The sequence below is a fragment of the Pseudomonas sp. CGJS7 genome, from assembly GCF_036961695.1.
Genome location: NZ_JBAMDI010000015.1, coordinates 98,244 through 122,639, shown reverse-complemented (window position 1 = coordinate 122,639; position 24,396 = coordinate 98,244). Strand labels below are relative to the sequence as shown.

The following is a 24,396-nucleotide window of genomic DNA, read 5'->3' as shown; positions in this document are numbered from 1 at the left end:
GATGCGCCGCGCCGACCGACTGTTCCTGCTGATCCATGCCCTGCGCGGCCGCCGCCAAGCGATCACCGCCCAGCAGCTGGCGCATACGCTGGAAGTGTCGCTGCGCACGGTCTATCGCGACGTCGCCGACCTGCAGCGTTCCGGCGTGCCGATCGAGGGCGAGGCCGGGGTCGGCTACTTGCTGCGCAAGGGCGCCGACATCCCGCCGCTGATGTTCAGTCCCGACGAGCTCGAAGCCTTGGTGGTCGGCAGCCGCTTCGTCCGCGCCTTCGGCGGCGAGCGCCTGGGCCGCGGCGCCACCGCGGCCTTGCTCAAGATCGAGGCGGTGTTGCCGGCGGACCTGCGCGAACGCGCGGGGCAGACGCGGATCTTTGCGCCGCAGCTCGACAATCGGATCGAGGCCAGCGGCTTGATCGATGAGCTGCATCGGGCGGTCGGCGACAGCCGGGTGTTGTGGTTGTCGTACCGCGACGCGTCCGAGCAGACCAGCGAGCGCGAGGTCGAGCCGTTGTGCCTGTCGTTCTGGGGCGGCTCGTGGACCTTGGGGGCGTGGTGTCGGTTGCGGTTGGGCTTCCGCAATTTCCGTCTGGATCGGATCGTGGCGTATACGGCGGGCAGCGAGGTGTTCGAGGCGGATCAGGCGCGGGGGTTGGAGGCTTATATGCGGTCGGTGGGGGCGGGGTAGCTGATTGTTTGCAGAGCAAGAGCAAATCCCCCCTGGCCCCCCTTTTTCAAAGGGGGGAACCGGTCTGGTGGGTGTGGAGGGAATCGATACAACGCGGCTTGGGCCATCGCCCCCTTTAGCAAAGGGGGCAGCGCCCGCGCAGCGGGCGCGGGGGATTTGAGCCAGAGCGGTTAATCCCCCCTCACCGAATCCGCACCGCCTCCAACCGCGCCAACTTGTCCGGATTGCGCATGATGAAGATGTCGTGCAGCTGCCCCGCTTCGTCGTAACCGAAGCTCAACGCCGCCTCGATCCGGCCCTCGCGCTCCAGAATCACCCCGCGCGAGCCATTGAGATCGACGAAGGTCCACCGATCCTCGCGGCAAGCCGGATGCAGCACCGACTCGATGAAGCCCAGCACCGCATCGCGCCCGTGCAACGCCTGCGCCGCCGCCGTAGCCTTGCCGCCACCGTCCGCGCGCAATGCGATCTGCTCCGACAGCAGCGCCGCCAGCGGCGCGGTGTGGCCCTGCACCAGCGCGGTTTCGAACGCCGCCAACAGCCGGTCCTGCTGCTCGGCCGGGGTGACGTGACGCACCTTGCCCTGTTCGACATGCCCGCGCGCGCGCTGCACCAGCTTGCGGCAGGCGGGTTCTTCGATCTCCAGAATCCGCGCCACGTCGGCATACGGCTGATCGAAGATCTCGTGCAGCAAATACGCCGCGCGCTCCTTCGGCGTCAGCCGTTCCAACAGCAACAAAAACGCCGTCGACAACGATGAAGCCAACGCCAACTGCGCCTCCGGCTCGCCGGTGGTTTCGGCGTGGATCGGCTCGGGCAACCACTCGCCGACGTAATCCACCCGGGTGCGGTGGGCCGAACGCAGCAGGTCGATGCAGCGGCGGGTGCAGGCGGTGGTGAGCCAGGCGCCCGGGTTGTCGATGCTGGCGCGGTCGGCGGCCTGCCACTTCAGGAACGTGTCCTGGACCGCGTCCTCGGCGTCGGCGCGCGAGCCGAGAATGCGATAGGCCAGACCGGTCAGCATCGGCGCGGTCTGGGCGAACAGGCGGGTATCGTCGGCGGCGGTCATGGGTTCGGGTCTTGGCGGCGGTGCGGATGATAGCGAAGCATTCGTCGGGTTCGACGATCCAGGCCCGGCGTCTGTGACATCCGCTCCCTGTAGAAGCGGCGCGAGCCGCGACCGCGAAACCGCGCTGACGACGCAAATTCGAAGACAAGTTCACCTGCAAGCGCCACATGCGCCGTGTCCGACGTGTCGCGGTCGCGGCTTGCGCCGCTCCTGCAGGGAGGGCGGAACGTCGCGGGATCGCTCAAATGACCCGCAAGGTAATCGCCTTGAGCACCGCGCGGGTGCGGTCGCGGGTGTCGAGCTTTTCCAGGATCACCGACACGTAGTTCTTGACCGTGCCTTCGGCCAGGAACATCGCCCGCGCGATCTCCTTGTTGGAATAGCCGCCGGCCATCAGCCGCAGCACCGAGACCTCGCGCTCGGTGAACAACGCGCGCGGCGCGTCGTCGGCGTGGTAGCGGTAGCGCGCGCGCACCGGTTCGGTGCTGACCGGCTGCAGCAGGGTTTCGCCGGCGGCGACGCGTTCGATCGCCTCGCGCAGGTCTTCCGGCGCCGCGTCCTTGAGCAAAAAGCCCTGCGCGCCGGCTTCGGTGGCGCGCAGCAACAGGTCGCTGTCGTCGAAGGTGGTCAGCAGCAGCACCGGGGTGCGGTCGCCGCGCTCGCGCAGTTGTTGCAGCGCCTGGATGCCGTCGACGCCGGGCATGCGGATGTCGCTGAGGACCACGTCGACCGCGGTTTCGGCCAGCCGATCGAGCAAGGCCTGGCCGTCGTCGGCTTCGAACGCGATCTGCAGCCCCAGCCGTTCCAGCAGCGCGCGCAGGCCGGCGCGCACCAGCATCTGATCGTCGGCCAGCGCCAGCCGCAGCGGCGGTTTCGCGTCCGCGCTCATGCCGGCGCGCCCGCATGCGGCGCGGCGTTGAGCGCGCTCAAGGGAAAACTCGCTTCGATGCGCATGCCGCCCCGGGCGTTGGCCGAAAGCTGCATGATGCCGCCCGCCGCGGCGACGCGCTCGCGCATGCCCGCCAAACCGTTGCCCTCGCGCACCGCGCCGCGTACCCGGCCGTCGTCTTCGATGACGATCCGCAGCGCGGCGCCGTCGCGGCGGATGTCCACCTCGACCCGCTCGGCCTCGGCGTGGCGCGCGCTGTTGGTCAGCGCTTCCTGGACCACCCGCAGCAGGGTTTCGGCGAGCATCGGATCGGTGAGATGGATGTCTTCATCGATATGCAGGTCCAGCGCCGGCTTGGGCATCGGCGCGGCCAGCGCGCGCAAGGCGGTGGCCAGGTCCAGCCCGCGCGCGTCGCGCAAGGCCTGGACCACGTTGCGGATGTCGCCGAGCAATTCGCCGGCCAGGCGCTGGGCCAGTTGCACCTCGCGGCGCTCGCGCAGGTCCGGCTCGGCCGCCAGCGCGCGCAGGTTCAACATCATCGCGGTGAGCTTGTGTCCGGCCACGTCGTGCAACTCGCGCGCCATGCGCAGCCGCTCGGCGTCGCGGGCGCTGTCGGCGAGCAGGGCGCGGGTGGCGAGCAGGTCGGCGTTGACCAGGGCCAGGCGGTCGCGGGTGCGTTCGGCGCTGCGCGCGTAGTGGGCGACGATCGCCGAGAACGACTGAAAACCGGCGAAGATCAAGGTGATGATCAGCGGCGCGCGGCTGCCGGAATGCCACAGGATCAGAAACAGCGCCAGGTTGATCAGCACCACGATCGCGATCACCGTGCGCGGCGAGTACACCATGGTCATGTGCGCGGCCAGCACCACCAGCAATCCCGGCGCAGCGCCGCCGCGCGAGGCGTACCAGCACACCATCAGCGCGCTGCCGATTTCCAGCGCGAACAGGCCCGCGCGCCGGTACACGCTGCGCTCGGGCACCAGATCGTGGGCGAGGAAGGACAGCGCGAAGGTCGCCATCGCCAGCCACATCGGCACCGTTGCGGCGTCGTCGTCGAAGCGCAACGACAGCGCCACCGCCAGCCAGGTCAGCAGCGCCGGCAGGTTCATCGGTTGCAGCAGGTTCTGGCGCAGCAGCTTGTTCATGCCGGCATGCTGCGACGCGGGCGCCGCGCCGGCAATGGGGACGCGCGCGAAAGTGACTTCCGGCAGGTCCAGATGGTGACCGTCGGGCGCTGCCGCGGCGGCGCGTGCGGCCGAACATGAGCCTGCCCCGGCGCCGTCCGCCGGGCGGGAGGTCCGGCATGGAAACGGCATACGCCATCGTCAAATACCTGCACATCGCGGTCGGCGCCTTGGCGCTGATCGGCTTCTGGAGCGCCGGCCTGGCGCGCAAGGGCAGCCCGCTGCACCGCCGCGCCGGGCAGCTGTTCCTGCTGGCGATGAGCGGCATCGTCGTCACCGCCGTGCCGATGACGCTGTATGCGCTGCATCAGGGCAAGCCCAACACCGCCGCGTTTCTGGCCTATCTGGTCGTCATCACCGCCACCGGCACCTGGGCGGGTTGGCGCGCCATCGCCGACAAGCGCGATGTGCATCGTTACACCGGCCTGGTCTATACCGCGCTGGCCGTGCTGTCGTTGCTGTCGGGCGCGGCGATGCTGGGCTTGGGCCTGAAGATCGGCGCGCCGCTGTTCGCCGGCTTCTCCAGCATCGGTCTGTACGTCGGCATCGACATGCTGCGCAAACGCCGCATGCGCGAGCGCCTGGCTCAGCAGCCGCGCTGGTGGCTGGTCGAGCATTACACCGCGATGATCGGCAACGGCATCGCCGTGCACATCGCCTTCCTCGGCATCGGCTTGCCGCGCTTGTTGCCGATGGTGGATGGCACCGCCCTGCACTACGCGGCCTGGTTCGGTCCGTTGCTGGTCGCGATCATCGCCAAGCTATGGGCCGATCGTCGCTGGGGCGCGCCGGCCGCGCCCAAGCCGGCGCCGCGGGCGGAGCACATCGGCGCTTGAAAAGAAAGTGTCGAGCGTTGCTTGCACGGCAACGCAACCGCCACGACGCTGCGCGCATCACAAGCCACGACCTCCCTCTACGGCCCGCCCCATGAAAGCTTCCACCCTGCGCCGCACCGTCCTGCTGACCGCGCTGCTGGCCTGCGCCGCCGCGTCCGCGGCCGAACCGGCCGTCAAACCCGCTGCCGATAAAGAAATCGACGCCCGCTGCCATGCCGGCGCTTATCGCCTGGACGACGGCAGCGTGGTCGCGCTGGGCACCACCGACAAGACCTCGGTGCTGCGTTGGCGTCTGCTCGACGGCCGCACCGGCAAGCTGGTGTCCAAGGACGGCGCCTGGACCAGCACCCGCGGCTGGACCGATCAACCCGACGGGGTCAAGGTCGAGCTGGGCGACTGCGCCGAAGGCCGCATCCAATACGCAGGCCACGCCGGCAAGAAGATCGACTTCGACATCGTCGAGACCAAGTTCGAAGGCAAGGGCGTGAGCCTGCGCGGCCGTCTGGTGCTGCCCAAGGGCCAGACCGACGTGCCGGTGATCGTGATGGTGCACGGCTCGGAGAATTACTCCGGCGTCGACGGCTACTACCAACAGCATCTGTTCCCGGCCGAAGGCGTGGGCTTGTTCGTCTACGACAAGCGCGGCACCGGCGGTTCCAGCGGCAAGTACTCGCAGAACTTCCACGACCTGTCCGACGACGCCGGCGCGGCCTTGCGCGAAGCGCAGCGCCTGGGCGGCAAGCGGATCGGCCGGATCGGCTTCCACGGCGGCAGCCAGGGCGGCTGGGTGGCGCCGTTGGCGGCCAGCAAGACCCCGCAGGCGCAGTTCGTGTTCGTCGGCTTCGGCCTGGCCGACAGCGTGTTGTCGGAGGATCGCGATCAGGTCGTATTGGATCTGCGCGCGGCCGGCTTCGGCGATGCGGAGACTTTGCGCAAGGCGCGCGAGGTCAGCGACGCGACCGGACTGGTCGCCTCCACTAGCGGCGCGCGCGGTTTCGAGCAGGTCGAAGCCTTGCGCAAGAAGTATCAGGCCGAGCCGTGGTGGAAAGCGCTCAAGGGCGAATACACCGGTTTGGTCGCCCAGCACACCCGCGAAGAAGTGAAGGCCGAGATGGCCAAGTACGATTTCGAAGTCAGCTGGGACTACGACCCGATGCCGGTGCTGCGCAGCTTGAACACCCCGCAACTGTGGGTGCTGGGCGGCGACGACGTGGAAGCGCCGTCGGAAGAAACCCAGAAGCGTTTGAAGGCGCTGGGCGACGCCGGCCGGCCGATTACCAGCGTGGTGTTCCCGCAAGCCGACCACGGCATTCTGGAGTTCGAGAAGGACGCCAAGGGCGAGCGCCAGCACACCCGCACTGCCGATGGGTATGTGGCGATGCAGTTGGAGTGGGTCAAGACCGGCAGCTTGAAGCATTGGCCGTATGGCACGGCGAAGCAGTTGGCTGGTCCGAAGTAAGCATTGCTGTCCCCTCTCCCGCTGCTTGTCTCCCTCTCCCGCTTGCGGGAGAGGAAGACAAGCAAGCCAACCCAGTTTGCAATTTAACGACAACCCTCATACCCAATCGTCATAACCTGGTTCCGCATCGTCCGCGCCCCTTTACGAACCGGTAACCCGCGCTTTACACGGCCGCCGCCGCGATCCACTAGAACATCTGCTCCCCATCGCATCGCAGGAGCAGTCTCATGCGGATCACGATCGTCGGAGCGGGTTTCAGCGGCAGCGCGCTGGCCAGCGAATTGGCCCGCAACGCCGGGCCGGGCGTGGAGTTGTGCCTGATCGGCCAGCCGGAAAGTTACGGCCGCGGCGTGGCCTACGGCGAAGCGCGGCCGGAGCATCTGCTCAACGTGCGCGCCAGCGACCTGGGCGCGACGCCCGATCAACCCGGCGGTTTCGCCGACTGGCTCAACCTCACCGACCGCGCCCGCGGCAGCTATCTGCCGCGCCTGCTGTACGGCGAATACCTGCACGCGCAACTGCAGACCGCCATCGCCGGCAGCACCGCGGCATTCAGCCAGATCCGCCACGAAGCCATCGCGGTCGAGCGCGCATCGGCCGGTTTCCGCGTGCACCTGGCCGACGGCAGCGACTTCCTCAGCGACCGGGTGGTGCTCGCGCTCGGCGCGCTGCCGCCGCAACCCTTGCCCGGAATCGGACCGCGCCTGGCGATCCACCCGAGCTATCTGGGCTGGCCTTGGCAGGACGGCGCCATCGATGCGATCGCGCCGGACGCGCGCCTGTTGATCGTCGGCACCGGCCTGACCATGGCCGATGTGGTCGTCACCTTGCAGCGGCGCGGCCACCGCGGGCCGATCGTGGCCTTGTCGCGGCACGGCTTGTTGCCGCGCGCGCACGGCGACACCTCGCCCGAACCCATCGCCCTGCCGCCTGCGGTGTTGCACGCGCTGGACCGGCATGCGCCGCGCGAACTCTCGCGCGCCTTGCGCACCCTGGCGCCGGTGGTGGCCGACTGGCGCAGCCTGGTCGACGCGTTGCGCCCGCATCTGCAAACGTTCTGGCAAGGCTTGCCGCAACCGCAACGGGCCAGCTTCCTGCGTCATCTGCGTTCGTACTGGGAAATCGTTCGCCATCGCATCGCGCCGCAACTGGCCGAGGAACTGCAGGCACTGCGCGAAAGCGGACAGCTGCAAGTACGCGCCGGCCGCCTGCTGCGCGCGCGCCGCGGCGACGACGCGGTAGAGGCGTTGATCCGTGAACGCGGCGGTCAGCAGCTACGCACCGAACGCTTCGACGCGCTGATCCGCGCGACCGGACTGGACACCGACGTGGAACGCACCACCCATCCGCTGATCGCGCATCTGCGCGAATCGGGCCTGGTCGCGGCCGATCCGCTCGGTTTGGGATTGCGCAGTTCCGCGCGCTTCGAAGTGCTCGACCACAAAGGCGCGGCGGTGCGCGGCCTGTATGCGATCGGCCCGCTGCTGCGCGCGCAGTGCTGGGAGATCACCGCGGTGCCGGAGTTGCGGGTGGCCGCGCGCGAGTTGGCGCGGGGATTGCTGGCGACTTCGGCGACGACCGCGCGCACGCCGGAGTTGGTGGCGGCCGGCTGAGGTCCGTAGCTGCAAGCAACGGTTCCCTGTACGAAGGCGCCGGTGTTGTTGCGGGGAGGAGTGAAGCCCTTCCCGCAACAAAAGTTTATCAGCAGTAAAAGTGCCTTTCTCGCACCTGCGGTATCGCCTTGTACCGATTCGCCTGCTGAAGCGGTGACGCGGTCGCGACGGTGCTCACATTGCGGTCGTTTCCATCGCGGCACGATCCTGCCTATTCTCGGCGAAGTGCTCTACAGTTCGATCCGACCGACCTCGCCAGGACGAAGCGAATGAAACGGCTCATAAGCGGTGCTATTTCGGCACTTTGTTTGCTTGCCCTCGGCGCTTGCGCGCAATCGGCATCCGATCGGTCTAAGGCGTCCGGCCCCGCCAGCAGCACGGAAAAACAATCGGTCGGCTATGACGTAGCCGAGCTTCAGCGCAGGCTCCTGTCCAAGATCGCCAGTTTGCAAGGCTATGAAGATATCCAACCCGAAGCGGTACAAAAATCGCTCGGCTTGAAATTGCTCCCATCGCCAACACAGCCGCTCAACCAGGAAGGGATCGGCGAGTTGTCCAATGGTTGGGTGTTCAAAACCTGGGCGTGGAAAGCAGAGCCTGGAACGTTGACTGAGCCGTTGCAGTTATTTTTTTACCCGGGCAATGAAGCCGATTTCAACCTGTGGCTGAGCGATCGGTGCTTCGTGGATACCGCGGCGATGATCGCGGAGCTTCAAAGCGCTGGTTACAAAGCGACCGGCGAACGTCTGCTTTATCCCCGCTATTCAGTCGAGATGGAGCGCACTACCCCAAGTGCAAAGTTCATCGTGAAGCTGGGCAGTTACCGGCCGCAACATGCGTCTAAATCCAAGAGGTGCCTGTCCGAGATCACGGCGGCGGTGCGGCCTGCATCTTCGACACGCTGATTGCTTGGAGGCTGCAGGTTAAGGAAGAACGATGATGCGCGATATGCCTGTGGAACTGGTTCCGTTGTTGAATGGATTGTCGCCCGCCAGCAAGGCCGACATCGTAGCCTCGATAGAAAGCTCTCCCTATCTGGCCGCTACTCTGACGGACGCCGTTAGCCAAGGGCGTGTGGACCACATCGTCGTGACGGTCGATCCTCATGAGGGCGGGCACTACGACGTCACTACAAGAACCATTTCCGTAAGCGCCGACCTGTTCGCCGAGAAGAATGCCGGCGTGCGCATCGATGGCATTACCGCGACGCTGGGACACGAGGCCAGCCACGCTTACTTCAGCGGCCATCTTGAGAAAGCGCTCGCACGCTTTGACGCAGAAGTCTCCGGTGCCATCGGTCATGCGGAACCCGGCCACCGTATCGATTTGACCGGAACTTTCGAGCGTTATCTGTTGGCTGCGCGGGAAGGCGAGGCCCTGGCCGAAATCGGCAGCATGAACGCGCTTGCCAGCCGGGTACGCGAACAGAACGATGGCGAGTTCGACCGCAAGGACTTTCTTGTGCGGGCGGATGCGAGCACCCGCTGCATCGGTCGCGGAAAGGACGGTGTCCCAGCCTTCGCACGTGACATTCGCATGAGCGATGACGGACGCATTTACGCGGGTAGCGTCCCGCTCATCGCGGACAAACACAACCCGAATCCCAACCGGGAAGCCGTCGCCCTGTGCCATTTCGATTTGAAGCCCCGGCAGGCGAATTTGGGCCGTCAAGGCGAGTCGGACTATCCAAACTACTACGCTACCCGCGCGATCGAATTCGCATCGGACAGGCTGAGTAATCGGCTAAATCCCCTTGAGATATCGCTCGACCTGGACCGCCTGAAACTAGACCCCGCTCTGCTCGAACGCAACGGCCTCGACCTGGGCGGCCCCAACAAAGTCTTCAGCTTCATCGACACCAGCAAAGGCGGCATGGAGTGGAGGACGCTGCACCACACCAAGGTCGAACCGTCCGCGGTCGTTCCCGATTTACCGACCGAGCAACGCGCGTCACGCGCCGATCAATCCGAACACCCCGACCATCCGCAGTTCGAAGCCATCCGCAGCGTCGTCCACGCCGACGGCCGTTGGGATACGCAACAGACCCGCAACATCTCGGCGGCGGTATTGGCCGCGACCAAGGCCGACCCAGTCGTGGCCGACCGCATCGCCGGTGTCGTCGTGGGCAGAACCAGCGCGGACGGCAGCGTGCAGGTTTTCGCGTATTCGTCCCCGCATGGCCCACAAGGCCCGCACCACCACGTCGGCGTCGATGCCGCCACTGCGGCGCAGGCGTCGGCCGAGCGCAGCCTGGATCGAGTCGAACAGTTGAGCCAGCAACGACATGTTTCGCAACAGCCGGAGCAGCAGCCCGACCCTACCCAACCCGGCCCCGGCGCACCAACACCACGACACTGATCTTTCTGTCGCGAACCCTCAACGCGCCCGCGTCGCCCCGATATCCACCCGCCGCGTATCGCGCACCTCCACCGTCACCGGCACCGCGCCCTCCTCCAGCGACCACGGCAGCGGCAGGTTGTCGGCGATCGCCTGCACCCGGTGCGCGCCGACCGAGACGCGTTCGAACGCGAATTGGCCGTTGCTGTCGGTGCGCACCGAGTAGCGCCCGTCCAGCACCACGGTGATGTTGGCCGCGGCCAGTTCGGAGGCGGCGCGCACGCCGTCGCCGTTGTCGTCGAGGAAGATCGAGCCGGCGATGTCGCCGGTCGCCGCGCCCGGTGCGCCGCCGATCACCGGCAGCGCGCGCCCGGCGCTGTAGTCGTAGCGCAAGGTCAAAAAGCCCGAGCGTTGCCGCGGCAGGTTCTGGAACGGCGAATCCAACGCCAGCGGATCCAATGCGAACGGCGAGCGCTGCGAGCCGCGGCTTTGGTACAGCGCCGCGCTCAAGCCCCAGCCCGGCGCGATCCGCCAGTTCAAACCGACGTTGAGGTCCACCCCGCGCAGCGCCGACGGACCGTCGCCGCGGGTCCAGCGCGCGTTGCCGTCGAGCGACCAGCGTTGGCCCAGTTCGATGCCGCCGTAGACCGACAGCGTGGTGCCGCGGGTGCTGCCCTGGTCTTCGTAATGCAATTCGCCGTAACCCAGCGACACCGACAGACGCCGGCCTTCGCGCAGCGGCAAGGCTTGATCGATGCTGGCCTGCCAGCTCGCGCCGCTGCCGCCGCCGTCAGCGCGGTCCAACTGCAATCGGGTCAGGCCCCAATCGCTGCGTCGGTCGAGAAAGCCTTGCACCGCGTAACTGTCGCTGCCGTCGACGTGACGCAGGCTGGCGCTGGCGCCGTAACCGAGCGCGCTGCTGGCCTGGTAGCGCGCGAACGCGGTCGCGTACTGGCCGTCGAAGCCTTCGCCGCTGATCGAACGGATGTCGTCGACGCCGGCGTTCCAGATCCAGCGCCCGTATTGATAACCGATGCGGTAGTAGCCGCCGCGCACGTCGCGATTGATCGGCAACGCGCCCCAGACCAGCCCCGGATCGAGCGAGAACACGCCGTACTGATGACGCAAGCGCCCGCGTTTGGCGCTGGCGTCGATCCAGCCGCCGCTGGCGTCGCGGCGCACCGCGCCGGGATCGAGCGCGCTGGGATCGGGGCCGCGGCTGTTGAGCAGGTTGATCTGCACCGAGTCGCGCGCCGAACCCCAGGCCGCGGCCCAATGCACGGCCTGGCTGGAACCGCCGGCGAGGTCGGGTTGGCCGAGCGCGTCGGGCACGATCCGGCCGTCGGTGCTCAGCAGCGAGGCCGACGCGGTCCAGCCCGGCGCCGGCCGCCATTGCGCGCCGAGCGCACCGACCTGGCCGTCGGCGAGATCGAAACCGACCACGCGGGTGCCGCGGTACACGCCGGCGCGGCCGTAGGCGCCGTACACGCTCAGACCGTCGGCGTCGCGATGCCACTGCGTGCTCAGGCCGGCCAGCGAAACCGTGGGCAGGAAGAAGCGGTATTGATTGCGCTGCAGATCCAGCGATGGGGTGTTGATCGCGCCCAGGCCGTTGTCGACGCGCCAGCCGCCGTCGAGGAACAGGCCGCGTTGCCACAGCGTCGCCGCCCCGCCCGAGCCGCCGCGGCCGTTGTCGCGCTCGCGGTCGCTGTGGAACACGGTCGCATCCAGCGACCAACTGCCCCAGTCGGCGGTTTCCCAATAGCCGCCGGCCGACAGGCCTTGTTCGTCGTAGCGTTGCTGGCCTTGTTCGTTGCGGGCCAGATCCAGTTGCAGCCGCAGCGAGCGCGGCAGGCCGCTGCTGTCGCGGTCTTCGTCTTCGTCCGGCGGCAACGGCGCCAGCGATTGCGCGGCGATGATGCGGTCGCGGTACTCGCCGGGGGCGACCGCCCTGCCCTCGCCCGCGCTGGCGCTGGCGCCCGCATCGCTCGCCGCGCTTTCGCCGGCGTGCGCGCACGCGCCAACCGCCGCGAGCGCGACGGCTAGGCAGGCGGCGAGCCTGTGGCGGACGAAGGTTCGCGGCGGACTCAAAGCTTCGCGCTCACGGAGTCAGCCGGGCGTCGATCGGCAAGCGCTGCTTGTCCCAATCCAGCGCGCCCTTGAGCTGCAACGGATACACGAGCGTCGGCGCCGCGGAGTTGGCGTCGTCGGCTTGCGGATTCAGCGCGACCATGCGGGTTTCGCCCGGCATCAGCGGCACGCTGTCGGGCATGAAGCTGAGCTTGCGGCCGTTGCCGTCGGTGCCGTCGATCAATCCTTCCAGGCGGCTGTGCGCATTGCCCTCATTGCGTACTTGCAGCAGCGGCAGCTTGTTCGCGCCGACGCTGGTGCCGAGCAGACGCAGTTGCGCGGCGGCATCGCCGACGCCGAGGTACAGGATGATCCCGATGCGTCCTGACACCGGCAGCGCCATCGCCCCGCCGACGCTTTCCGGCTCGCCTTCCAGCAAGATCGCGAAGCGGCATTCGCCGACCGGCGCATCGGCCGGCACCGCCACTTCGAAGCGATAACGGCGCTTGCCGTTGGCCGCCACCTGGATCTGCGCGGCTTCCAGCCCCACCCACGGCCGGCAGCTGCCCGGCGCCAGCGCATCGTCGAACACCGCCGTGCCCTGCGCATCCAGATGCCAGTCGGCGGTCTTGAGCGTGTAGCGCGCGGCTGCGCCGGAGACGTTGGTGATCTCCACCACGTTGCGGTACACCGTGCCCGGGCGGACCCGGTCTTCGAACCGCGGCGGCGAGACCAGCGCGGAAAATCCCTGCGCGAACACGCAAGCCGGCGCCAGCGCGCACAGCGCGAACAACACGACGCCGCGCACGCGGGCGGCGGTAAGCGAGCGAGGCATCAGGATTCGTCCAGGTCGATTTCGAAGGTGAAGTTCAAGGTTTCCGCGCGCTGCAGGCGCTGGCCGTCGGTGTGCAGGGTCAGGCGCAGGCGGTCTTCCAACGCGGCGTCGGGAATCAACCCGCTGTAGACCAGGCCGCGCTCGCCCGCGCGCAACTGGCCCGACAACAAACGGCCCTGCGCGGTCCAGGCGACGTTGAGCGAACCCGACGGCGAGGCCGGCAAGCTCATGTAGATGCGGCCGACGCGGCCGCGCCAGGCGGCGACGTTCAAGCGCAGCGCGACGTCCAGCACGCCGGTCACTCCGCTGCCGGCGCCGCCGCCGGGCAACGGCGAATCCCAGCGCATCTGCACGTTCGGCGCCAACACCACGCTGCCGGTGTCGTCGACGCGATGGGTCGCCGCGGGCGCTGCGAACGCGGCGGCCAGCAGCGCCAGCGCGACGGCGCTGCGGATGTACCGAGCGCGGCTCATGGCGCGCTCAAGGTGTAAGTCACCCGCCCGTTGTAGACACCGGCGGCGACCAAGGCATCGTTGGAGTAACTGAAGCTGTGGCAGCTTTCGCGCCAGGTGTTGACCGGGAAGCTGGCCAAGGTCTGGCTGCCGCCGGTGAACTGCCCGGCCGGAATCGGCTGCGCGCCGGTTTCGTTGTTGCCGCTGCTGGTCCACTTGATCTGCGAGAACGCGATCGTCTCGCCCTGCGCATTGGTCAGCCCGGTCGGCGCGGTCGCGCTCAAGGTCGCGGTGCCGGTGGTGCCGGGGCGGCGATAGAACCCGCCCACGTAAATCTGCGCCGGCACGTTGCAGAACGCGAAGCCGTCGTAGTTGCTGTTGGGCTGGTTGGCGTTGGTGGTCATGGTCTGGTCGGTGCCGTTGCCCAGCGCCGCGGCCGGCACCGTCACCGACACCACGTTGAGCGTGCCGCCCGAACCCGGCGTGCCGCCTTGGCTGTAGTTGCCGGTGAACACGCCGTTGCCCACGCGCAGATAGACCGCGCGGGTGCCGGGGTTGATCGTGGCGGTGAACGCGCCGGCCGTCTGGCTGTACGCCGAAACCAGCAGCAACAGCGTGCAGCCGCGGGAAAGTGCGGTCATCACGGACCTCGGGGAGAAAACGCGCCGTCGCCCGAATGGCGACGGCGCGGGACGCGCGTGCAGTGCCGCTTACGGCATCGACGCGGTGTAGGTGACGCGGCTGTTGTTGGCGTTCACGCCGCCGTAGGTGCCCGGGGCGACCAGCGCGGTGTTGTTGTACTTGTAGGTCCACTTCGCATCGGAGTTGACCACCTTGCCGGAGGTCGGAGCGACCGCGAGCGTGGTGGTGGCGCCGTCGGCCAGCGCGGGGTGCAGCAACTTGGTCGGCAGCGCGCCCGGATCGGAGGTCACGTTGATCTGGCCGTAGGAAATCGTGTCGCCCGAACCGTTGCCGAGCGCGCCCAGCGTGGTCGAGGAGAAGCTGATGTTGCCGTTGTTGCCGACCAGCTTGGCGGTGACCGCGCCGTTGCCCTGATCGCCCGAAGCGGCGGTGGCGTCGACGGCGGTGCCGTTGCCGATCTGCGCGGCCGGAACCGCGAAGGCGATCTGGTTGATGGTCGCGCTGGTGCCGAAGTCGGTGCCCGCGCCGACGCGCAGGAACAGGATCTTCGGCACGGTGATCTGGAAGTCCAGGCGCGCGGTGGCGGTGATGGGGGTGGTGCTGCCGGTGGTGAACTGCGACTCGGCCTGGGCGATCAGGGGCACGCTGGCCAGCAGCGAAACGGCCAGAAGGGCTTTCGTGAGCTTGCGCATGATGGGTTGGGGTTCCACAGAAGGGGCTGCCGGGGAATCCGGAGCTCCGGCCAAACGAAGCAAAATCTGTGCCATAACCGTGATTTATGTCGCATTGTGATTTGTTACGGGGACGTGATGAATTGCTTTGAAAATGTGACCGGTGTCCGATCCGGATTACGTGCACCGCGCCGGGGCGGGAAGCGTCGTGTTTGGTCAGGTGGTATCGAAAGCATGTGACGCGCCGGGGCGGAAGCCTTAACCCTTCAGCTGGGCGAACCCCGACCCTCCCCCCGCGATGACTTCCGGCAGGTCGGATCGATGACCGCCGGGACTGCGCCGACGCCGCGCCGCGGCCGAGCATGGGCACCGCAACGCTGCCGCCCGCGACCTTCCGATCGAAGCCCACGGCGGCGCCCGACCCTTCCTTCGTCGTTCCAGCGCCCGAGGCCCGTCATGCCCCTCTCCGCCCTGCTCACCCACACGCCGATCTGGGTTTATGCCCTGCTCGCCCTGTTGATCTGGCTCGGTGCGCAACGCCTGCGCCCGCGCACCACCTCGATCGCGCGGGTGTGGGCGGTGCCGGCGATCTTCATCGCCTGGGGACTGGCCGGCTTGTTCACTCACGACGGCGGCGCGGCCGCGGTCTTGGGCCATTGGTTCGCCGGCGCGCTGATCGGCGTCGGCCTGGGCGCGTGGTCGCTGTCGCCTGCCAGCTTGAGTTTTGATCACCGCAACGGCCTGGTCCGCCAGCCCGGCAGCGTGCTGCCGATGCTGCGGATGCTGGCGATCTTCCTCGGCCACTACGTGTTTCAGGCGATCGCCGCGGCCAGCCCGCAACTGCGCAACGGCGCGATGACCAACGACATCTACGTCTCCGGCATCAGCGCCGGCTTCTTCATCGGCTGGACGATCCGCTTCGTACTGGCGCAGCGGCGCGCGCCGCAGACCGATTTGCTCGCGGCGGCGGCGTGAACCCGGCGACTTTCGGCTGACTGCCTGCAGGAGCTGCGCAAGCTGCGACCGCGAACCCGCAACGATTGCGCAAGTTTCGAGGTAGCCGAACCCACGCGGTCGCGGCTTGCGCCGCTCCTACAGCTAGGCCATGCGGCCACGGTGGTGCGCTCGGCGCGATCAAACGTCGCCGTCGAGCAACCAACCCTCGCCGGTGCCGCGGTTGTAGACCGTATCGCCCGCCAGCACCTCGCCGGCCGGAATCGAATCCTGATGCGCCAGGCGCTCATAGATCGGGGTGAAATCCGGCTCGGTCGCGCGCATCAACTGCTCGAAGCTGTCGATCACGAAGTAGGTCTTCTGGAACGTGTCGATGCGGTAGCGCGTGCGCATCACCCGTTCCAGATCGAAGCCGAACCGGTTGGGCGCGCTGGATTCCAGGCTGTAGATCGATTCGCTCTTGGACGAGACGATGCCGCTGCCGTAGATGCGCAAACCGTCGGCCTGCTTGATCAAGCCGAACTCGACCGTGTACCAGTACAACCGGGTCAGATGCACCAGCGCATCGGGATTGATGCCGTGCGCCTTGACGCCGCCGCGGCCGTAGGCCTGCATGTAATCGGCGAACACCGGATTCATCAGCAGCGGCACGTGACCGAACAAGTCGTGGAACAGATCCGGTTCGGACAGGTAGTCGATCTGCTCGGGCGTGCGGATCCACCAGGTCACCGGGAAGCGGCGGTTGGCCAGGTGATCGAAAAAGTCCAACTCCGGCAGCAGGCCCTGCACGCCGATCAACTCCCAGCCGGTGTGCGCGCGCAGCACCCGGTTGAGATCGTCGAACTTGGGAATCGCGTCGGGGCTCATCTTCATCGCGCGCTGGGCGAGGATGAACTCATCGCTGGCGCGGCCGACCAACACCTGCTGCTGGCGCTCGAACAACTGCGCCCACACCGCATGGTCGGCGGCCGAATACGACGCCCACGGCTGCTCGATCACCGCGGTCGTATAGACCGGCACGTAGCCCTTGTCGGTGAGCTGATGTTCGACGCGCTGCGGGGTGGCGGTATTCATGCCGTGACGCTCCAGACCACGAGGGGAGGGGATCACACGACTCTAATCGCGTTACGGCGCAATTAGCTTGCGTTGTTGCGCACCCAGCCCAGTTTGGCGCAACATTATTGCGTCATAAAGGGGTAGGGCGCTGAAAATGGCCACCATCGAACTGGACCGCACCGACATCGTCCTGCTGGCCGAATTGCAGCGCGACGGCCGCCTGACCAACGCCGAGCTGGCCGAGCGCGTGCATCTGTCGGCCTCGGCCTGCCTGCGCCGGGTCCAGCGGCTGGAACGCGAGGGCGTGATCTCCGGCTACCACGCCGAAGTCGACGCCGCGCGCCTGGGCCTGGGCCTGCAGGCGTTCGTGCGGGTGCGCCTGGGCCGCCACGACAGCGAAGCGGTCGGCGCCTTCGCCGAGTTCGTCGAGACCTGGGACGAGGTGGTCGCCTGCTACGCGCTCACCGGCGACATGGACTACCTGCTGCAGATCGTGGTGCGCGACCTGGAGCACCTCTCGCGCTTCCTGCTCGACCGCCTGCTCAATCAGGCCGGCGGCGCCGACATCAATTCCAGTCTGGTGCTGCGCACGGTCAAAGCCTTCAAGGGGCTGCCATTGCCACCGCGTTGACCTTCGGGCCGGATTGTTCCTGCTCCGGATCGGCTTGCTCCGGGTCGGCAGGCTCCGAATCGTGTTGCGGCTCGGCATCCGACGGCGGCCGATCGATATCCGGCGGCGCGATTTCGCGATCGCGCGGCGCGGCGCCGCCTCGGCCGAGCAGATCGAAGCGCTGATCGCTGCCGTCCACGGCGATTTCGATCAGCGAATACGTCCAGCGCCCGGCCGAACGTTCGGCCTTCAGATACAGCTTGCCGCTGCCCTTGGGCCCGGTGACCGGCAACGACAGATCGGCGCTGCCGTCGTCGTTGTGGGTCTGCATGCTGCCTTGAATCATCATCCCGGCCTTGAGCGGCTTGCCCAGGGCCGCGACCACGCCCGGATCGGCCTCGGCCAACTGGATCGAATGCTTGACCGGTTCGGAACCGGCGAACAGCCCGGACATGCCCTTCAGGCCGAGCCCGACCAGAAGCGCCACCAACAGCGCGCCCAACAGCAGCAGCGTCAGGCAGCCGGTGGGCACGAACCATTTCCAGTTACGGCCGAACCAGCCGGGATTGGGGCGGTCGTTCATCGCAGGCTCCGTTTGCGCGAGTCAGGCGCGCAGTGTGGCTGCAGCGCGCCCGCGACGCCACCGTGGCGTCGCCGGCGCGTCAACCCGGCGCTTCGGCATCGCCGACGCAAACCAGCGCCGCCGCCCGCGCATGCAAGGCGGTGGTGTCGAACAACGGCGTCGCCACATCGTCCGGCCCGATCAACAGACCGATCTCGGTGCAGCCCAGGATCACGCCCTGCGCACCGCGTGCGACCAGGCCGGCGATGATCCGCCGATACGCCTGCCGCGACTCTTCGCGGATCTGGCCCAGGCACAGCTCCTCATAGATCACCCGATGCACGATCTCGCGCTCGGACGCTTCCGGCACCAGCACCTCCAGTCCGTGACGCTCGATCAAGCGTTGCCGATAGAACTCCTGCTCCATGGTGAAACGCGTGCCGAGCAGCCCGACCCGCTGCAAGCCCGCCGCGCGGATCGCCGCGCCGGTCGGATCGGCGATGTGCAGCAGCGGCAACCGCGACGCCGCCTCGACCGCATCGGCGACCTTGTGCATGGTGTTGGTGCAGATCACCAACACCTGCGCGCCGCCATCGCGCAACGAAGTCGCCGCGCGCCCGAGCAAGGCCCCGGCCGCGTCCCAGTCGCCGGCATGCTGCAAGCGCTCGACCTCGGCGAAGTCCACGCTGTAGAGCAGCAACTTCGCCGAATGCAGACCGCCGAGGCGCTCGCGCACGGTTTCGTTGATGAGGCGGTAGTAGGGCAGGGTGGATTCCCAGCTCATGCCGCCTAGCAGGCCGAGGGTTTTCATGGGGGTTGGGGTCATGTTTCGAGTATAGCCATGGCCGTATCGGGCCCCCGACCACAGTCAAAGGATGCGCTCGCGCAGCGATGGGTGGAAAAACGGAGTTGCTCTTGATCTAGCGCCGGCACGGAAACTCGACAGTCCTCGTGCAACTGGCGTGCTCGGCAGTAATGCGACTTGCGTAGTGCTCAATTAGGGAGTTGCATCTCATTCTCCGGGCAGCGAGTATCGCGAAACGGGGCGGGCAATCAGGGCCCGGGAAGTCAGTTTCGGCCGCAATGGCCGAGTCACAGGGACGGACGCATGGAATCTTCTGTTTCGCAGAACGGTCGCGGCGCGCTGCGAGTCGTATTGGCGTGGTTCGCTTTCATCGCATTGTGCGTGGCCTTGGGCGACGCCAGCGCACAAGGCACGGACTGGCCCAACGAATACGCCAAGCGCGTGCGTTCGACCGAGAACGTTTCGCCCCTGGGCGATGAGGCGTTCGGCGACAAGGTCAACTTGTTCAACGGCACCGTGCGCTTTAGTCACGATTTGATTTCGATACCGGGCAACAGTGGATTGCCGGTAGCACTAGGCATTTTCTTCGACCCGCACGACATCACCCAAGGCCACCTCAACGGCTATTGGGATCTGGATATCCCGCATGTCAGCGCGACCCACGCCGCCGAGGATTCCAAGACCGCCGGTTGGCAGCCCGAGCCGCCGCATCAGGTCAGCAATGGCTACGTCAACTTCAACCGTTCGATGTTCTGGAACGGCAATCGGCTGACCATCAACGGCGGCGGCGGTGGCGACCTGCTCAAGATTCCGGTCGATCCCAAGCGGGTCAAGCCAAACAACTCGGTCACCTACACCTATGCCACCAAGGACGGCTGGTTCTTCTCCGAGCTGCCCAGCGTGCAGAACGGGCCGGGCAAGGGGCTGATCGGGTACGCGCCCGACGGCACCAAGTACACCTTCGATTGGCTGGTGTACCGGCGCTACTCCACCATCTCCCATCCCTGGGGCTACAACGTCGCCAACGCGCTGATGCAGCGCTACAAGCTCAAGCTCTACGTCAGCAAGATCGAGGACCGCTACGGCAACTGGGTCAAGTACGAATGGGAGCACGACTATCCCAAGCGGATCTACGCCAACGACGGTCGCCAGATCACGATGGCGTACACGGCGCCGCGGACGGATTTGTTCGAAGGCAACTACCATGCCGAAATCCTGTCGGCCACCGCCAACAACCGCACCTGGACCTTCACCGATCAATCGGCCACTGGCGGAAACGTCCAGAACCCCGATGGGACCCAATGGAAGTTCGAGGGCATCGGTCAGCCGACACCTTTTGGCGAGACCACGCCGTACCGACTGTCCGTTGCCGAATACTTGCGAGATCCCAGGAACAACCAAACCTATCAGGATCAGAAGGTTCCTTGCTCGCCCGGCTCCATCCTCGCCGACACCCGATACAGCGTAAGGATCACCCATCCATCGGGCGCGATCGGCGAGTATCTGTTCAAGCCCATGCGGCACGGCCGTACGAACGTTCCCTATCTGTGCATGACCGGAGCGGACGAAGGCAACAGCCAACGCAACTTCTATTCGACCTATCACGACACCTGGTCGCTGATCGAGAAGCGCATCTCCGGCCCCAACGTTCCGGCCCAGACCTATGCCTATGCGTACGACGGCCGGGGCGAGGGCTATCAGACCCAAGACGAATCGCGCTGGGACATCGGCCCGGGCTGGAACGCTCAGTACGCTCCGCCGGCGCCGAACTACAAGATCGTCACGGTGACCGAACCGGACGGCACCCAGAATGTCCACACCTTCGGCCGCGACCGCGACATCAACGAAGGCCAACTGTTCCGGGTAGAGACGCGCAAGAACGGCACGGTCTACAAAACCGTGCAGAACGAGTACATCTCCGAGGCCGAAGCCGCCAATCAGCCGTTCCCGGCGTGGATGGGCTCCAGCGGCGACGATTACGCCGATCGCCTGCCCAACTCCAATCGGCCGCTGAAGCTGGTGGTCACCTCCCAGGACAGCGCGACGTTCAATCGCAGCTACAACAGTTTCGACGCCCAGGCGCGCCCGCTCAACATTCGCAAGTGGGCCGTGGGCACGCTCAGCGACCGCAGCCGCAGCGACACCAGCGAGTACCACGACGATCTGGCACTGTGGGTGCTCGGTCAGTCCAAGAAAGAAACCAACACCGACACCGGCCGGGTGGTTTCGGAAACCGTCTACAACGACAAAGCGCAACCGGTGCAGCGCTTCTCGTTCGGCCGCCTGGTCGAAAGCTACGGCTACCACGCCGACGGCACCTTGGCGAGCGTGACCGACGGGCGCAACAACGCGATCTCGCTGAACAACTGGAAGCGCGGTTTGCCGCAATCCATCGGCTATCCCGATCAAACCGGCGAATCGGCGGTGGTGGACGACAACGGCTGGATCACTTCGGTGACCGACGAGAACACGTTCACGACGTCCTACGCCTACGACGCGGCCGGCCGGTTACAAACGATTTCCTACCCCGGCGGCGACACCAACGCGTGGTCGGCGACCACCATGAGCTTCACCCGCCGCGACATCGACGAGCACGGCTTGGCGCCCGGCCACTGGCTGCAAAGCACGGTCACCGGCAACCGAAGCAAAAACGTGTTCCTGGACGCGCTGTGGCGGCCGGTGCTGACCCACGAATGGGACAGCAGCGATCTGGCCGGTACCTTGCGCACCACCGCGGCGCGCTATGACGACCAAAACCGGCCGGTGTTCGCCAGCTACCCGGGCGCCACCACCGTCGCGCCGACCCAAGGCACGTACACCGAGTACGACACCCTCGGCCGCACCACGCTGGTCAAGCAGGACAGCGAACTCGGCCAGTTGATCACCCGCACCGAATACCTGCCGCAGCTGATGACCCGGGTGACCAATCCGCGCTTGCAAACCACGGTGACCTCATTCCAAGCCTACGATCAGCCCGGTTACGACCTGGCCGTCGGCATCAATCACCCCGAGGCCATGTTCACCGAGCTGTATCGCGACGTATTCGGCTCGTTGCAGGCTCTGCGCCGACGCAATGCCGATGGCAGCGTTCAAGCCTGGCGCCAGTACGTTTACGACGACCGCAACCGCCTGTGCAAATCGATCGAACCGGAAACCGGCGCGACCATCGTCGACTACGACGCTGCCAGCAATGTCGCTTGGTCGGCCTCCGGCGTGGCGGCGCCGGCGACGAACGACTGCAATCGCAGCCAAGCCGTCGCATCAGGGCGCGCGGCCGTGCGCGGCTACGACAGCCGCAACCGCGTCAAAACCCTGAACTTCCCGGACGGGCGCGGCAACCAGAGCTGGTACTACTACCCCGACGGCCAGCTCAAGCAGATCGTCACCGACAACATCAGCGGCAGCGCCACCGTCGTCAACACCTACGAATACAACAAACGCCGCCTGCTGACCCGCGAACGCCTGCAGTTCGACGGCATCGACTGGGCGATTGGCTCGAGCTACACCAACGACGGAAACCTCGACGCCCACAGCTATCCCAACGGACAAGCCGTGGCCTACGCCGCCAACGCCCTGGGTCAACCGCGCCAAGCCGGCACCTACGCCACCGGCGTGAGCTACTTCCCCAACGGCGGCATGTCGCGCTTCACCTACGGCAACGGCATCGTCCACACCTTGCAGCAGAACCTGCGCGGTCTGGCCGAACGCAGCCGCGACGCCGGCAACGCCGTGGTCCACGACGACAGCTACGACTACGACGCCAACGGCAACGTCGCCGCGATCAGCGACGGCCTGCCCGGCGCGCGCGGCAACCGAAGCATGGTCTACGACGGCGTCGACCGCCTGACCGCCGCCGCCTCGGCGATGTTCGGCAACGCCAGCTACAGCTACGACGTGCTCGACAACCTGCGTACGGTCAAGGTGGCCGGACGCGATCACACCTACGTCTATGACGGTTCCAATCGCCTGACCAACGTGCAGTTGACCGGAACCGGGCAATCGGTGATCGGCCTGGGTTACGACGTCCAGGGCAACCTGGACAACAAGAACGGCCAGCAATTCCAGTTCGATTTCGGCAACCGCCTGCGCACGGCGGTGGGCAAGGAAACCTACCGCTACGACGGCCACGGCCGGCGCGTGCTCTCGACCAGCCCGACCTTGGGCAACATCGTCTCGATGTACGGCCAGGACGGCGTGCTGCGTTACCAGCGCGACTACCGCAAAGAGAAAGACATCGCCTACATCCAGTTGAACGGCAGCCTGGTCGCCCGCGCTACCACACCGATCGCCCCCGACGTGCCGGTGTTGAGCGCCCCCAACTTCGTCTCGCAAAGCAGCTTCACCGTTCAATGGACGGCGACCACCACCGCCGGCAGCTACGAGCTGCAAGAGCAGGCCAACGGCGGCGCCTGGCAGAGCGCCTACAGCGGCAGCGAACGCAGCCGCGCCATCTCGGGCAAGACCGACGGCAGCTACGGCTACCGCGTGCGCGCCTGCAACAGCGCAGGCTGCGGCGGCTGGAGCGCGACCGCGACAGTGGTGATCCAGCGTCCGCCGAGCGCCGCACCGGGATTGAACGTCCCGGGCACGGCCTTGAACGGCCAGTACAGCGTCAGCTGGTCCGCCGCCGGTGGCGCGACCGACTATGTGCTGGAAGAAAGCTTCAATAACGGCGCATGGGCTACTGCCTACAGCGGCAATCAGTTGAGCCGGTCTTTCAGCGGCAAACCGTCCGGCGCATTCGCCTACCGGATCAAGGGCTGCAATCCGGCTGGCTGCGGCCCAGTTTCCGCCGTGGGCACCGTCAACGTGATCTACCCGCCCGCCAGTGCGCCGACGATCAGCGCACCGGCGCAAAGCAACGCGGGCAGCTTCACCGTCAGTTGGAACGCGATCGGCGGCGCGGCGAGCTATCAACTGGAACAAAGCGCCTTAGGCGGCGGCTGGGCATTGATCCAGGACGCCAACGCCACCAGCCGTGTCATCAGCGGCGGAGTCACCGGCACCTACAGCTACCGCGTGCGCGCCTGCAACGCCGCCGGCTGTGGCGCCACATCGGCGCAAGCCAACGTGCAAGTGATCGGCCCGCCGACCGCCGCACCTACGGTCAGCGTCGCCGCCGGCAGCAACACCGGCACGTTCGCGGTCAACTGGACCGGTGTGGCCACGGCTACGGTCTATCACCTGGAAGAAAGCCGCGAAGGCGCGGCGTGGAATCTGATTCACCAGGACGGCAGCGGCGGCACCACCGTCGGCGGCCGCGGCGATGGGCGCTATGGTTATCGCGTGCGCGGCTGCAATCCCGCCGGTTGCGGGCCGTACAGCGATGCACAGTTCATCACCGTGGATTTGCCGCCGGCGACGCCGAAGGTCACTTTCGCCGATTTCCTCGACAGCACACGCGGAGGCCGGCTGATCAAGAGAACCTGCACGCTGCAATGGACCAGCGCGGCCAAGACCACCAACTACGAGCTGCAATCCGCGGATAACGGAACGCTGTTGTATCGGGGGGCGGTGATTTCGATCCGGTCGAACACGAGCGGTCAGTACTGCGCTTACAACTACGCGGTGCGCGCCTGTGGCTCGGGTGGTTGCTCGGCGTGGTCGACGCCGCCGTTCCCGGCGACCGTTCGCGAAGTGTCGATGGACTGACAGGAGGACAATCAC

20 protein-coding genes are annotated in these 24,396 nt (G+C 66.8%); 9 read left to right on the top strand and 11 right to left on the bottom strand.

Going from position 1 to position 24,396, the window contains the following annotated elements; translation table 11 throughout:
• The first annotated feature begins 1 nt into the window (after position 1).
• Complete coding sequence (locus V7787_RS12220; RefSeq protein ID WP_336088464.1) at positions 2–685, top strand: helix-turn-helix transcriptional regulator; 684 nt, start codon at positions 2–4, stop codon at positions 683–685.
• Positions 686–866: 181 nt separating this feature from the next.
• Here V7787_RS12220 and sigJ read toward each other — a convergent pair whose 3' ends face one another.
• The 3 genes from sigJ to V7787_RS12205 form a co-directional block, all read right to left on the bottom strand.
• Entirely contained in the window at positions 867–1,754 is an 888-nt protein-coding gene (gene sigJ, locus V7787_RS12215) for an RNA polymerase sigma factor SigJ (RefSeq protein ID WP_336088463.1), read from the bottom strand.
• Between the two features lie 241 nt (positions 1,755–1,995).
• Entirely contained in the window at positions 1,996–2,643 is a 648-nt protein-coding gene (locus V7787_RS12210; protein ID WP_336088462.1) for a response regulator transcription factor, read from the bottom strand.
• A complete protein-coding gene (locus tag V7787_RS12205) occupies positions 2,640–3,788 on the bottom strand; it encodes a sensor histidine kinase (RefSeq protein ID WP_336088460.1) in 1,149 nt (382 codons plus the stop codon). Before V7787_RS12205 ends, V7787_RS12210 begins: the two co-directional genes overlap by 4 nt.
• 158 nt (positions 3,789–3,946) lie before the next feature.
• Between V7787_RS12205 and V7787_RS12200 the strand changes: the two genes are divergently transcribed.
• The 5 genes from V7787_RS12200 (at position 3,947) to V7787_RS12180 (ending at position 10,093) form a co-directional block, all read left to right on the top strand.
• Positions 3,947–4,663 (top strand): hypothetical protein, encoded by a 717-nt coding sequence (locus tag V7787_RS12200; RefSeq protein WP_336088459.1) that lies wholly within the window; start codon positions 3,947–3,949, stop codon positions 4,661–4,663.
• Between the two features lie 91 nt (positions 4,664–4,754).
• Positions 4,755–6,122 (top strand): alpha/beta hydrolase family protein, encoded by a 1,368-nt coding sequence (locus V7787_RS12195; RefSeq protein ID WP_336088457.1) that lies wholly within the window; start codon positions 4,755–4,757, stop codon positions 6,120–6,122.
• A gap of 227 nt (positions 6,123–6,349) precedes the next feature.
• Positions 6,350–7,735, top strand: coding sequence for an FAD/NAD(P)-binding protein (locus V7787_RS12190; protein WP_336088456.1), 1,386 nt, complete (start codon positions 6,350–6,352; stop codon positions 7,733–7,735).
• A gap of 269 nt (positions 7,736–8,004) precedes the next feature.
• Positions 8,005–8,640, top strand: a complete 636-nt coding sequence (locus V7787_RS12185; RefSeq protein WP_336088455.1) for a hypothetical protein — start codon at positions 8,005–8,007, stop codon at positions 8,638–8,640.
• Positions 8,641–8,671: 31 nt separating this feature from the next.
• Positions 8,672–10,093, top strand: coding sequence for an XVIPCD domain-containing protein (locus V7787_RS12180; RefSeq protein ID WP_336088454.1), 1,422 nt, complete (start codon positions 8,672–8,674; stop codon positions 10,091–10,093).
• Between the two features lie 18 nt (positions 10,094–10,111).
• Here V7787_RS12180 and V7787_RS12175 read toward each other — a convergent pair whose 3' ends face one another.
• The 5 genes from V7787_RS12175 to V7787_RS12155 all read right to left on the bottom strand — a co-directional run bounded on the left by V7787_RS12175 (position 10,112) and on the right by V7787_RS12155 (position 14,763).
• The gene (locus V7787_RS12175) at positions 10,112–12,163 is read right to left on the bottom strand and encodes a carboxypeptidase-like regulatory domain-containing protein (RefSeq protein ID WP_336088452.1); all 2,052 of its coding nucleotides are present in this window, start codon (positions 12,161–12,163) and stop codon (positions 10,112–10,114) included.
• 10 nt (positions 12,164–12,173) lie between these two features.
• Positions 12,174–12,977: a hypothetical protein gene (locus tag V7787_RS12170; RefSeq protein ID WP_336088451.1), complete on the bottom strand. Its 804-nt coding sequence runs from the start codon at positions 12,975–12,977 to the stop codon at positions 12,174–12,176.
• Positions 12,977–13,450 (bottom strand): hypothetical protein, encoded by a 474-nt coding sequence (locus tag V7787_RS12165; RefSeq protein WP_336088450.1) that lies wholly within the window; start codon positions 13,448–13,450, stop codon positions 12,977–12,979. Before V7787_RS12165 ends, V7787_RS12170 begins: the two co-directional genes overlap by 1 nt.
• Entirely contained in the window at positions 13,447–14,070 is a 624-nt protein-coding gene (locus V7787_RS12160) for a hypothetical protein (protein WP_336088449.1), read from the bottom strand. The genes V7787_RS12165 and V7787_RS12160 overlap by 4 nt, the downstream gene beginning before the upstream one ends.
• A gap of 69 nt (positions 14,071–14,139) precedes the next feature.
• A complete protein-coding gene (locus V7787_RS12155; RefSeq protein ID WP_336088448.1) occupies positions 14,140–14,763 on the bottom strand; it encodes a hypothetical protein in 624 nt (207 codons plus the stop codon).
• 435 nt (positions 14,764–15,198) lie between these two features.
• On the opposite strand from V7787_RS12155, the gene V7787_RS12150 reads away from it, so the two are divergent.
• Positions 15,199–15,717, top strand: a complete 519-nt coding sequence (locus V7787_RS12150) for a DUF6622 family protein (protein WP_336088447.1) — start codon at positions 15,199–15,201, stop codon at positions 15,715–15,717.
• Positions 15,718–15,876: 159 nt separating this feature from the next.
• Here the strand turns inward: V7787_RS12150 and phhA are convergent, their stop codons facing one another.
• The gene (gene phhA, locus V7787_RS12145; protein ID WP_336088446.1) at positions 15,877–16,770 is read right to left on the bottom strand and encodes a phenylalanine 4-monooxygenase; all 894 of its coding nucleotides are present in this window, start codon (positions 16,768–16,770) and stop codon (positions 15,877–15,879) included.
• A gap of 136 nt (positions 16,771–16,906) precedes the next feature.
• Between phhA and V7787_RS12140 the strand changes: the two genes are divergently transcribed.
• Entirely contained in the window at positions 16,907–17,383 is a 477-nt protein-coding gene (locus V7787_RS12140) for an Lrp/AsnC family transcriptional regulator (protein ID WP_336088444.1), read from the top strand.
• Here the strand turns inward: V7787_RS12140 and V7787_RS12135 are convergent.
• Together V7787_RS12135 and V7787_RS12130 are read right to left on the bottom strand one after the other, a co-directional pair.
• On the bottom strand, positions 17,355–17,945 hold the full coding sequence (locus V7787_RS12135; protein WP_336088443.1) for a cytochrome c oxidase assembly factor Coa1 family protein: 591 nt from the start codon (positions 17,943–17,945) through the stop codon (positions 17,355–17,357). The genes V7787_RS12140 and V7787_RS12135 overlap by 29 nt on opposite strands.
• A gap of 79 nt (positions 17,946–18,024) precedes the next feature.
• Entirely contained in the window at positions 18,025–18,735 is a 711-nt protein-coding gene (locus V7787_RS12130) for an aspartate/glutamate racemase family protein (protein ID WP_336088474.1), read from the bottom strand.
• 297 nt (positions 18,736–19,032) lie between these two features.
• On the opposite strand from V7787_RS12130, the gene V7787_RS12125 reads away from it, so the two are divergent.
• On the top strand, positions 19,033–24,381 hold the full coding sequence (locus V7787_RS12125) for a hypothetical protein (protein ID WP_336088442.1): 5,349 nt from the start codon (positions 19,033–19,035) through the stop codon (positions 24,379–24,381).
• Positions 24,382–24,396: the final 15 nt, after the last annotated feature.